Below are 12309 nucleotides of genomic sequence, written 5' to 3' on the forward strand. Positions count from 1 at the left end.
CTTTTTCTATTCGACTCTTAAATCAAGCCTTCCAAGAGGCCTCTCATGAAGTTTTCTGAGTGGAATGGTCCGATGTCATCAATCTTTTCTCCGAAACCAATCAACTTCACTGGAATGTCCAACTCTTCGCGGATCGCAAGGACGACCCCACCTCGAGCTGTTCCATCGATCTTGGTCAATACAATTCCTGTCACAGGCGTAATTTTTGAAAATTCTTTAGCTTGCACCAAGGCATTTTGACCAGTTGATGCATCGAGGGCCAGCAAGGTTTCATGCGGTGCATCAGGTACCACACGCTTGATAATGCGGCCGATTTTTTCAAGCTCCGCCATGAGGTTGTCCTTGTTTTGCAGACGACCCGCCGTATCAATCATCAGAACATCAATGTTTTCAGCGATTGCACGTTCCATTCCATCAAAGACGACGCTAGCAGGATCTGACTTTTCAGGACCTGTTACAACTGGAACATCTACGCGGCGTCCCCATTCTGCCAGTTGAGCTACTGCTCCTGCACGGAAAGTATCTGCTGCAACCAACATGACTTTCTTGCCTTCTTGTTTGTAGCGATGGGCTAACTTCCCGATAGAGGTTGTTTTACCAACTCCATTGACCCCAACAAAGAGCATGACCGTAAGACCGTCTTGAAAACGAATGGCTTCATTAAATTGGCCATCCTTTTCATACAAGTCCACCAATTTTTCGATGATCACGCGCTTGAGAGCATCTGGTTTTTTGGCATTTTCCAAACGGGCTTCATAGCGCAACTCTTCGGTTAAATTAGAGGCCACTTGAACCCCAACGTCACTCATGATCAAGAGTTCTTCCAATTCTTCAAAGAATTCTTCATCAACTGAACGGAAATTGGCAAAGAAGGCATTGAGGCGTGCTCCAAATCCAGTTCGTGTTTTTTTCAAGCTACGATCATATTTTTCCTGAATGGTTTCTTGCTGAGGTGCGACCTCATCTTGAATTGGCTCTTCTGCCTCTTCAACAGTTCTTTCCTCAACGGCTGATGCAGCTTCTCCTTCCGGAAGTCTGGACTCGGCTTCTGCCACTTCTGAAGTTTCCTCCACTTGAGCGATCGCTTCTGATACTTCAGGTTCTGAAACCTCATCCTGATCTTCTACTAGATCTGGAGCCTCCTCTTCTGTCGTGATTCCTTCTACTAGCTCAGCGTCAGATGATGGAGAGGAAATTGGTGACTCTTCTTCCATTTCTGAACCGTTAGCCCCATCTGCTTCCTCACCATCTTCAGTTTCTTCCGCTTCTTCAAGAGGCTCAGTCTCCGTTTCATCAGCTAGTGGTGAAACTTCTTCAGGACTTGCTTCTGTTTGAACAGGTTCAAAAACAACTGGAGACTCCTCTACTGGTACTTGGTCTTCATTAGCTTTTTCTTCTACAAGAGGTTCCTCTGCCGGCTCTTCTTGAGCAACGGTTGAAACAGGTTGATGAGTGGCTGCAATTCGCGCTTTAAGATCTTGGTAATAAGCCTCCATATCTGCGATTTTTTGCTCTTCCTTGTCATTTAAGGTAGCCGCCGGCTCCTCTTTGACAGTTTCTTCAACCTCAGTACTTTCCGTCACTTCTTCAGAAGACGGAAGCACTTTTTCAGTTTCTTCTTTTTTTCCAAATAAACGATCAAATAATCCCATTTATTCACTCTCCTTTAGCACATAATTTTCAATTGCCCATGCGACGGCATCCTGGTCATTGGTCACAGGAGCCACAAGCGCTGCAACTTCCTTCACTGCTGGAATCGCATTGCCCATGGCAACCCCCAGTCCAGCCCACTGGATCATAGACAGGTCATTGGCTTCATCTCCACAGGCCATGACTTGATCTGCCTCAAGACCCAAAATAGCTGCCAGTGCCTCTAAACCTGTCGCCTTGTGAACATTTTTAGGGCACCATTCCAACAACATTTCCCGAGATTTAAAAATTTCATAGTCTTGAAATAAGTCCGGCTTGATCTGCTTTATCTCTGCATCTAAAAAGTCTTGATCGACGGCTGTCACACACTTGTTGTAGGAAATCGTGGATGGCAGGTCTTTAAAATCTGTCTCAATAAAGTTCAGGTAGGGATTGTAAAGGGAATAGAGAGACTTTCGATCTGCATAAATCTCATAAACCGTTCCCTCACTGATAGCATCCAGCGGAAGACCTAGACGGGCTGTTTCATCATGAATGGTTGCGACATCTTCTGGCGCCAAGACAACTTTTGAGAGGATTTCTCCATTATTTCGCTGCACTAGACCACCGTTGAAAGTAATCGTATACTCTTCTTTAAGGCCTGCTGTTCCCAATTCTTCTAAAAGAAAATCCATGGCTTTCAAGGGACGACCAGTGGTTAGAACCACCTTGACACCTTGGGTCTGTGCAGCAGCAAGGGCTGCTCTATTGCGAGGGGAGATCTTTTTTTCAGAATTGAGAAGGGTCCCATCTAAATCCAGCGCAATCAAGGAAATCTGACTCATACAATTTCCTCCATGTAGCGTAGGACAGAACCCGTCGTATGGTGGCCGATGACTTTTTCAGCAATCGCTAAGATTTCAGGACGTGCATTTTCTGGCGCTACAGGATGGCCCACGACTTGCATCATATGGAGGTCATTTAGGTTATCTCCAAAAGCCATCACCTGATCCATCGAGATCCCTAGTTTATCCGCTAAGGCGGTAATGGCCACTCCCTTATCGACATAATCGAGGACAATATCAATTGATTCAAAACCTGTCGTCATTGCTTTGACACCGGGAATATTCTCAGTGACCCATTGTTCACCTTCTAAGACCAGAGCTGCATCAAAGTTGGTGGTCAATTTGAAGATTTCATCCTGAATATCTGCTAGGCTTTTCACTTTTTGAATATTTTCATTGTAGTACTGACTCAAGGCCAGATAGTCGGGATCTACTGTTTCCAAGACATAGCTCCCCTTTTTCCCTGTCAAAAGCAATTTATTCGGGTCTGCATAAGGGGAGGATTTCAAAGCCTCAAAAACCCCCAAATAAAAGTCCTTGGACATGGTCGCTTCGTAGAGATCTTCTCCATGAAATTCTACCACACTACCATTTTCAGCAATGAAAATCATCTGGTCTTCAAATCCTTTAAAGAGGGATTTGAGTGAAAGGAGGGCACGGCCACTTGCAGCAGCAAAATAGATGCCTTTTTCTTTGCAGCTTGCTAATACCTTGCGTAAAAGCTCTTGATCGTACTGATGTTGGTCATTTAGAAAGGTTCCATCCATATCCGTAGCGATCAATTTAATATCATTATTCTTCATTTTCTAAGTCTTTCAATTTTACTGAGACGATTTTAGAAACCCCAGATTCCTGCATGGTCACACCATAGATGGAATCTGCAGCTGACATGGTTCCCTTCCGGTGCGTCACGACAATAAATTGGCTTTCCTTATCAAAGCGGTTCAGATAATCTCCAAAGCGCTTGACATTGGCCTCATCTAGGGCAGCCTCTACCTCATCTAGAATGACAAATGGAATGGTCTTGACACGAATAATCGAGAACAGGAGAGCCAAGGCAGACAAGGCCTTTTCTCCACCACTCATGAGGTTTAAGGATTGGATTTTTTTACCAGGTGGCTGCACAGAAATCTCAACACCAGCTGTCAGAAGATCTGGCTCTGTCAGAATCAAATCAGCAGAACCCCCACCAAACATTTGACGGAAAGTGACTTTAAAGGATTCACGAATGGCTTCAAAAGTTGATTTAAAGCGTTCCTTGACCTCGTCATTCATGTCGTTGATGGTAGACAGAAGCATATTTTTCGCAGCCAAGACATCCTCACGCTGGCTGGAAAGGAAATCAAAGCGCCCCTTCACCTCGTCGTACTGCTCGATCGCATCCACATTGACTGGACCAAGTGCCTTAATATCTTTTTCGATGCTCTTGAGCTGGTTTTCAGTTGCTGCAAGATTTTCAACAGGTTTGGCCTGTTCTTTGGCTTGGTCAAAGCTTTGCATGAATTCATCGGTAATTTGCGTTAAGAGTTTGTTCAAACGATCCGCATGCTTTTCACGTGTCGCTTCAGCCTTGGCTTGTTGACGAATCCACTCTTCGTTTTTCTTGCGAGCTTGTTCCATCTGTTCTGCCACATCTTCGGCCTGGCCTTCCAAATCATCTAGCTCAAAGCGTTTCCGAATGACCCCTTGTTCCAAGTCCGTTTTCTTGGCTTGGGCCTGTGCCAATTGATTGGCTAGCTGCTCCACATCTACTGTTTGAACTTGGGCATCGCCTTGTTCAATCAGCAATTGCAACTGATGCTCTTCTACTTCCAACTGGGAGATCGTTTCTTCCAAGCGACGAGCATCTGTTTGCTCATAGCTTTGTTGGCTCAACCATTCCGTCTGTTGAAGTCGCAATTCTGCCAATTGCTCTTGCAAGTTTTGTACTTTTTGTTGCAGAACATCTTTGTCCGACTTCATTGTTTCAATGTCGCGGTTCAAATTTTCTTTTTGAAGCTCAATTTCTGCCAATTGCTCAGTAAGGGATTCCAGCTCTTCTTGGAGAGACTGGGTCGCATCTGTTGCCAATTCTGACTTCAAAGCTTCTAAGAGTTCCTGAATTTCTTTCAGTTGCTCTTGGCTTTGTTGGTAGGCCAATTGGGCCCGCTGTTGCTCTAGACGCGCTTGCTCACCTTGGCTTTGAATAGAGGCCAGGTATTCTTGCGCCTGCTTGAGCAGATTGTCCTTGGTCTCGACCTCCTGCTCTGCTTCTCTCAAACGAGCATCCAGAGCTTGCATTTCCTGCTTCAAACTATCTAATTCTGGTTTGACAAAAACCGTATTTTGGGAGCGATTGGCACCACCGGCATACGATCCTCCGGTCCGCAATTCGGTCCCATCCAAGGTCACCATCCGAACTTGATAATTGACTTTACGAGCCGCCTCACGCGCATGCTCCGTCGTGTCAAAGATAGCCGTTACTCCAAGCAGGTTTTGGAAAATCTGTTCAAACCGATTTTCATAGGTCACTAAGTCACTCGCAATTCCTAGAAATCCTGCACTGGCTTGAATCAATTCCAAATTCCGAGGAGATAGTTGACGGGCTTTGATGGTCGTGAGCGGAAGGAAGGTTGCCCGTCCCAAGCGATTGCGTTTCAAGAAATCGATCGCTCGTGTTGCGGCCTTTTCATCCTCGACAATGATCTGTTGGCTGCTAGCTCCCAGAGCAATTTCAAGCGCTGTTTGGTAGTCTTTTGAAAAACTTAAATTCTCACTAACAGCCCCACAGATGCCTCCTAGACGATCTGCTTCTTGCAAGACGCTCTTGACGCCTGCATAGAAGTTACTATGGTTCTTCTGAATGGCTTCCAAACTATTGATCCGCGCTCGTTTGTTCTTGCTCTCATCCATCAAGTCAAACATGGTAGTTTGAGCCTCTTGGTAGGCAGCTTTGGCCTGCTCCACTTTTACCAATTGATCTTGGTATTCTACTAATAGACCTTTGACCGTCGCTTGTGCCTGATCCAACTCTTCCAATTGTCGAACTTCTTTTTCCTTGGCAGCTTCAAAATTGGATTGCGCCTTGGTCAAGTCCTCTTGACGATGACTAGATTCTTGTAGGAGTGCTTGGATCCGGCTCTCAATAGCTGTCCGCTCATTAGATTTTTCAGCCTCCATCTGCAAGAGCGCGACATACTGCTCACGTAGATGCTCAATGACTTGTTCCGGATCTTCTTCATAGTTGGCTAATTCTTTTTCCAACTCTTCTTGTTGCAGACGGTTCTCTGCCAGTCTTTGTTGAAGCACAGCTAGCTTCTCTTGTTTTTGAGCCAGCTCTTTTTTTGCTTCTTCCAGACGGGCCAAAACAGCATCCAGCCGCTCAAGATTTTCCCTGCGACTATGGGCTGCTTGACTCGATTGCAACTTAGCGACTTCGATTTGCTTTTCCAAATCACTGATCAAACGAGTGACCTCTAGCAAACTTGCCTGGTCCTCAGCTAGACTTGCATCCAACTGATGGCGGGCTTTCTTAATGCGCAAGTTATCCTCTTCCAAGACCTGACGACGTTGGTAATAAGAGGCCAACTGTTCTTGAATGGCTTTTTCTTCTTGATCAGCCTTTTCATAGAGATCCTTTGTCAGATCTACTTGAGCGACCAAAACGTCCAGTAAGAGAACCTGGCGTTCTTGGTCTAATTCCAAGAAACGACGAGCAACCGTCGCTTGCTTTTCAAGAGGCTGGATTTGTCCTTCTAATTCATAGAGGATGTCTTCTAGACGGTCCAAATTCTCCTGGGTTTGGTTGAGTTTGGTCTCCGTTTCCTTGCGCCGCGTCTTAAATTTCAAGACACCGGCAGCTTCTTCAAAGATGGCCCGGCGTTCTTCCGGTTTGGAGTTAAAGATTTCCTCTACACGACCTTGGGAGATAATCGAGAAAGAATCCCGTCCTAATCCCGTATCCATGAACAAATCATGCACATCTCTGAGACGTACTTTCTTGCCATCGATCTTGTACTCGCTGTCACCCGAGCGATAAATATGGCGTTCGACCCGAATTTCTTTCCCCGCTTGTTGGATAAAACCATCCTGATTATCTAAGACAACCGTGACACAAGCATAATTCAGCGGTTTACGCGATTCTGTCCCTGCAAAGATGACATCGGGCATCTTGCCCCCACGTAGACTCTTGACACTGGATTCACCCAAGGCCCACCGTAGGCTCTCTGTGATATTTGATTTTCCAGATCCATTAGGCCCTACAACGGCAGTAACCCCTTTGTCAAATACGACCTTGGTCTTATCCGCAAAGGATTTGAAGCCTTGGATTTCAATCTCTTTTAGATACATGAGCCATCATTCCTCGTTTCAACTGCATTGCGGGCTGCTTCCTGTTCCGCTAATTTCTTGGAGCGACCATGACCGTGTCCTAGGGTTTTGCCGTTCACGAACACTTCCACTTCAAACTCCTTTGCATGAGCGGGACCAGACTCATTTACCACTTGGTACTGAATTTCCACATCCCCGTGAACCTGCAACAGTTCTTGCAAACGGGTCTTGTAGTCAATAACTTGGGAAAATTGACCCGTTTCCACCTTGGGAATCATGACCTGATAGACAAAGCGCTTGACCGCTTCCACACCTTGATCTAAGAGCAAGGCACCTAAAAAGGCTTCAAACAAATCGCCAAGAATCGTATCGCGGTCCCGACCGCCTGATTTTTCTTCGCCTTTGCCTAGTTTAATATAACGGTCAAATTGGCAATCCCGAGAAAAACCAGCCAAACTTTCTTCACGGACAATCATGGAACGGAATTTAGACAAATCTCCCTCAGGTCTGTTTGGGTGTTCCTTATACAAATATTCGGAAATAACTAATTGAAGAACAGCGTCTCCTAAAAATTCCAAACGTTCGTTATGTGAAATTTTTAAGAGGCGGTGCTCATTGGCATAAGAGGTGTGTGTAAAAGCTGTATCTAATAAACTGCTATCTGAAAAAACGATCTGAAACCGTTCCGATAACAGGGCTTGTAATTTCTCCATAGGAAGCCTACTTTCTAATAAATTCATACTCTTAAGTATACCAAAAAAGAAGCACGAACGCACTTCTTTTCCTAGTTCTAGAGCCTAAATTCTCCAATTTTAATCAGGATTTTCCTCTGTTGGATTTTCAGGCTTATTAGGGATCACTTTTAAGAGATAATAGGTGATAAAAATCGTCAAAGCCCCTAGAGCAAGCTTCACCCAAATAATCGGGGCCAGATAGATCGAAATCCCCATCAGAATGTAGATCTGAAGAAGGATCCATTTCTTCCGTTCTTTGGCAATCGATTTGGTCTCTCGGTAATCCGCTACATATGTTTGATAAAGCTTGGTTTGGTTGAGCCAAGTTTCAAAGCGTTTGGAACTTTTAGCAAAGCAGGCCATCGATAGCAATAAAAAGGGAGTCGTCGGTAAAATCGGTAATGGAATCCCAATAATTCCTAATCCCAAAGACACAAAACCAATCGTAAGATAAACAAGGCGCATTTACTTCTCCTTTGTATGATTCTTTTTTCGTAATCACTCTACTGCGTTCACATCTGACATTCGAAGTATCATCTTAGAAGGGTCTGACATTCCATCGACAATCTTCATTTGCTCCTCATTCAATGGTAATAATATCAGAGTTGCTGTATGAGAAGGTAATTCGCCGCTATCCTTGATGAAATAACTTACCTTTTGATTATCAAAAATAGTCTTTCCATCATAAGACCAAGAAATTGAAAAATTCAAATCTTTCTTGATATCCACATCTGTCTTATTGACCAACATGAGCGCTGCTCTTCCTTCAGATACAGCCCCAGTAAAGTAGACTACCATATGACCTTCACTACCAACTTCAGGATGTTCCTTAACCAATTTTTTTCCTAGCTCGATGAGATCAGACGTCTTTCCTTCATATTGAGGGGCCACCACAAATTTCAAACCTTTTTCTTCTTTATCTTTAGAAGACTCTGATACTTTTGTTTCCTTCGTCGTTTGATTGGAAGTCGACTCTTTCGTAGCTTGCTTAGACTGACTACAAGTAGTTAAAGCAACCAAACCAGCCAGTAATAACATCATTTTTTTCATTTATTATCTCTCCTCTACTTTCGTGACTCTCACTCAGAATTCGTTCTTTCCTATCATACACGAATTTTGGGTAAAGAGCAAATTCAGTACTAGATATAGATTTCCTCAAATAGGCAGATAAAAAACCACCCGAAGGTGGTTTTCTATCTTATATCTTCGTCAAAGGGGTCGCGGTATCTGGCGAGGTATCTAACACCTCAAAATCATGGCCAACAGCTAGATCTGCTCGAGCCAGTTGATTCTCCATGGTCATATGGGCCAATTCTTTGATATTGTTCTCTTTTGACAAATGACCCAGATAAATCTTCTTGGTGCGATTTCCCAAGGTCCGGATCATGGCATCCGCCCCGTCTTCGTTAGAAAGGTGGCCTAGATCTGACAAGATCCGCTGCTTCAAGCGCCAAGCGTAAGAACCTGCTCGAAGGATCTCTACATCATGGTTGGACTCAATCAGATAGCCATCTGCATCCGCGACGATGCCTGCCAAGCGATCGCTCACATAGCCTGTATCCGTCAGCATGACGAAGCTTTTGCCATCCTTCATAAAGCGATAGAATTGAGGGGCTGCAGCATCGTGACTGACCCCAAAACTTTCGATATCGATATCGCCAAATGTCTTGGTCTTCCCCATTTCAAAGATGTGCTTTTGAGCATCATCGACCTTTCCTAGATACTTGGTGCCTTCCATAGCCTTCCAAGTCGCTTCATTAGCATATAGATCCATGCCATATTTCCGCGCTAAAACACCCACACCATGGATATGGTCTGAGTGTTCGTGCGTAATCAAAATGGCATCTAAGTCTTCTGGTTTACGATCAATTTCAGCCAATAGTCCCGTAATCTTTTTCCCTGATAGCCCTGCATCAATAAGCAGTTTTTTCTTTGGCGTCTCAAGGTAGAAAGAATTCCCACTAGAACCTGAAGCTAAAATACTGTACTTAAATCCCTCTTCTGTCATTGACTCCTTATTCTTCCTCTTCTGTATCCCAGTCGTCTTTAATAGCATCTTTGTCGTACGGCAAGACAATGGTAAAAGTAGATCCCTTGCCATATTCACTCTTGGCCCAAATAAAGCCTTTGTGTTGCTTAACGATCTCCTTAGCAATGGCTAAGCCCAGACCAGTCCCACCTTGGGCCCGGCTACGCGCCTTATCCACTCGGTAAAAGCGATCAAAAATGCGCGGCAAGTCTTTCTTTGGAATCCCCAAGCCCTCATCTGAGATGGAGATAATCAACTGGGCATCTGTCGTTTTCATCCCTACCTTGATCTTTCCACCATCAGGTGAGTACTTGATGGCATTGTTCAAGATATTGTCTATCACCTGGGTCATTTTATCCGTATCAATTTCAACCCAAATTGGGGTGATCGGATATTCCCGGATCAGTTCATACTTCTTGGTATCTTCTTGCGATTGACTCTTGATCTTATCAAAGCGGTTCAAAATAAAGGTGATAAAGGCCGTAAAGTTGGTCAACTCGATGTCCAACTGACTGGTTTCATTATCGATTCGTGACAAGCTTAATAGATCTGTGACCATGCGCATCATGCGGTTGGTTTCATTGAGTGAAACCTTGACAAAATCTGGTGCTACTGGCTCTGACAAAGCACCATCGTCTAGGGCTTCCAGATAGGATTTCACACTGGTCAAAGGAGTCCGTAATTCATGACTCACATTGGAAACAAAGAGGCGACGCTCCCGCTCTTCCTTGTCCTGCTCTGTCGTATCGTGCAAGACAGCTACCAGACCAGAGATAAAACCTGACTCGCGACGAATCAAGGCAAAGCGCACACGAAGACTTAAGTATTCCCCATTTTCATCCTGGGAATCGATGGTCAATTCTGGTACTTCTGTAATCAAGCTGCGCAGATCATACTCGTCTCCAATCGAAAGCAAATCCAGAATACTGGTATTGAGCACCTCATCTGGATTAACATTCAATTGCTTGGCTGCCATTTCATTGACCATGATGATCTGACCACGTCTGTTGGTCGCAAGCACCCCGTCTGTCATGTAAGAAAGGATACTGGTCAAACGCTTGGTTTCTTGTTCCAAGTTTTCATGCGTCAGGCGAATAACCTCCGACAGATCATTAATGCTATTGGTCATATCTGTCAGTTCTGGACTTCCTTGCATGTCGACCACTTCGGAATAGTCCCCTGCAATCAGATCCTTAATTTTAGCGTTTAATTGTCTGAGCTTGATATTGTCCCTACGGTTTTCTAGCAAAAGCAAGGCTACCACAATGATAAACCCAACCGTAATCAGAACAAAGACAAAGTTCGACGACATTACAAATTGTTTTAGTTGATCAATCATTGTTTCTCATATAATATCCGACACCACGGCGGGTCAAGATATATTCTGGACGTCCCGGTGTGTCCTCGATTTTTTCACGCAAACGACGAACTGTCACGTCCACTGTCCGAACATCACCAAAGTAATCATAGCCCCACACCGTCTCAAGAAGGTGTTCACGGGTCATCACTTGACCGACATGGGTCGCAAGGTGATAGAGCAATTCAAATTCGCGATGGGTCAAGTCCAATTCTTTGTTGCCTTTTTGAACCAAGAAGGCATCTGGAAGAATGTGAAGATCACCAATGACAATTTCCGTATCGGCATCATTTTCAAGCTGAGGATCAGCCGCAAACTCAGAACGACGCAACAAGGCTTTCACACGCGCTTGCAATTCCCGATTCGAGAAGGGTTTGGTCACATAGTCATCCGCACCGATTTCAAGCCCGATGACCTTATCAAATTCCGTATCCTTAGCAGATAGGACAATGATCGGCACATTGCTAGTCTTACGAATCGTACGCGCCACTTCCAAACCATCAATCTCTGGCAACATCAAATCAAGAATAATAATATCCGGATTTTCAGCCGCAAAGACCTCTAAAGCTTCCCGACCATCAAAGGCTGTCAATACCTCATAGCCTTCTTTTGCCATGTTAAATTTGATAATATCTGAAATTGGTTTTTCATCATCAACTACTAATATTTTTTTCATCTTACATACCTGTTTCTAATGATACTTTTCCTTATCAATCTCTATCTTCTTATTATATCAAACTTATGAAGAAATGTGGAGTCTCAATTGCTGGACTTTCCAATAAGACAAAGCAAAAAGACTGAGATCGTTACATCTCAATCTTTTTATTTTTTCATTATTTCTCAACACGTGATTTGTTGGAGATATCAGCTAGGATTGCTGCTACAAACTCATCATCTTTAAACATTAAAACGGTATCTACTTTCAGAGGAGATACCGTTCTCCTTCTTTGAATAAGGAATCTAAAATTTCTGACTTTCTCTATCTGTTCAATTGATAGATTTCTTCAGAGAAAGAATGTAAAATTTTTGATATAATATGCAGGATGGACTGATGGATATTTAAAAGATAATGTTCAAAAGAATTACAAATGAGAATTAAAAACATGTCAGTTTGGACAGAAGTCTCTCTACCATCATCCATGCAGAAACAAGATTATATGAAATAAAAGGAGTAACCAATGTCCGGAAACTATTCAACACGTGAATTCCGCGAGAAACTATATGATGACCTTCATGTTCGATTAAGAGATACAGTGATTTTGATGTGTTCGATTTTTATTGCCTCTATAGGTCTAAATATGAATTCAACAGCTGTCATTATTGGAGCCATGCTGATTTCCCCTCTTATGACACCGATTATTGGACTGGGGTTTGGTTTAGCTATTTTTGATACGCGTTTAATCAAGC

At 43.8% G+C, this 12309-nt stretch carries 11 protein-coding genes; 1 reads left to right on the forward strand and 10 read right to left on the reverse strand.

Translation table 11 applies throughout. From position 1 onward, the window contains the following. Window positions 1–17 precede the first annotated feature (17 nt). From ftsY to yycF, 10 genes are all read right to left on the reverse strand, one after another. Window positions 18–1652, reverse strand: coding sequence for a signal recognition particle-docking protein FtsY (gene ftsY, locus HMPREF2893_RS05865; RefSeq protein ID WP_070674987.1), 1635 nt, complete (start codon window positions 1650–1652; stop codon window positions 18–20). Further along, the gene (locus HMPREF2893_RS05870; RefSeq protein WP_070674990.1) at window positions 1653–2474 is read right to left on the reverse strand and encodes a Cof-type HAD-IIB family hydrolase; all 822 of its coding nucleotides are present in this window, start codon (window positions 2472–2474) and stop codon (window positions 1653–1655) included. It lies immediately after the preceding gene. After that, a complete protein-coding gene (locus HMPREF2893_RS05875; RefSeq protein WP_070674993.1) occupies window positions 2471–3277 on the reverse strand; it encodes a Cof-type HAD-IIB family hydrolase in 807 nt (268 codons plus the stop codon). The genes HMPREF2893_RS05870 and HMPREF2893_RS05875 overlap by 4 nt, the downstream gene beginning before the upstream one ends. Further along, on the reverse strand, window positions 3267–6803 hold the full coding sequence (gene smc, locus HMPREF2893_RS05880) for a chromosome segregation protein SMC (RefSeq protein WP_070674996.1): 3537 nt from the start codon (window positions 6801–6803) through the stop codon (window positions 3267–3269). The genes HMPREF2893_RS05875 and smc overlap by 11 nt, the downstream gene beginning before the upstream one ends. Then, window positions 6794–7495, reverse strand: coding sequence for a ribonuclease III (gene rnc, locus HMPREF2893_RS05885; RefSeq protein ID WP_049515382.1), 702 nt, complete (start codon window positions 7493–7495; stop codon window positions 6794–6796). The genes smc and rnc overlap by 10 nt, the downstream gene beginning before the upstream one ends. Before the next feature lie 99 nt (window positions 7496–7594). After that, window positions 7595–7981 (reverse strand): YbaN family protein, encoded by a 387-nt coding sequence (locus tag HMPREF2893_RS05890; RefSeq protein ID WP_070674999.1) that lies wholly within the window; start codon window positions 7979–7981, stop codon window positions 7595–7597. A gap of 33 nt (window positions 7982–8014) precedes the next feature. Next, window positions 8015–8566: a hypothetical protein gene (locus tag HMPREF2893_RS05895; RefSeq protein ID WP_070675002.1), complete on the reverse strand. Its 552-nt coding sequence runs from the start codon at window positions 8564–8566 to the stop codon at window positions 8015–8017. Between the two features lie 148 nt (window positions 8567–8714). After that, window positions 8715–9524, reverse strand: a complete 810-nt coding sequence (locus HMPREF2893_RS05900) for an MBL fold metallo-hydrolase (RefSeq protein WP_023918725.1) — start codon at window positions 9522–9524, stop codon at window positions 8715–8717. Window positions 9525–9531: 7 nt separating this feature from the next. Then, a complete protein-coding gene (gene vicK / locus HMPREF2893_RS05905) occupies window positions 9532–10884 on the reverse strand; it encodes a cell wall metabolism sensor histidine kinase VicK (RefSeq protein WP_023918726.1) in 1353 nt (450 codons plus the stop codon). Beyond that, on the reverse strand, window positions 10877–11578 hold the full coding sequence (yycF, locus tag HMPREF2893_RS05910; protein ID WP_024054739.1) for a response regulator YycF: 702 nt from the start codon (window positions 11576–11578) through the stop codon (window positions 10877–10879). Before yycF ends, vicK begins: the two co-directional genes overlap by 8 nt. 502 nt (window positions 11579–12080) lie before the next feature. On the opposite strand from yycF, the gene HMPREF2893_RS05915 reads away from it, so the two are divergent. Beyond that, window positions 12081–12309 (forward strand): DUF389 domain-containing protein (locus HMPREF2893_RS05915; protein ID WP_141754497.1); only part of this gene is annotated, 229 nt, incomplete at its 3' end.

It is taken from the genome of Streptococcus sp. HMSC072C09, from assembly GCF_001813105.1.
GTDB lineage: Bacteria > Bacillota > Bacilli > Lactobacillales > Streptococcaceae > Streptococcus.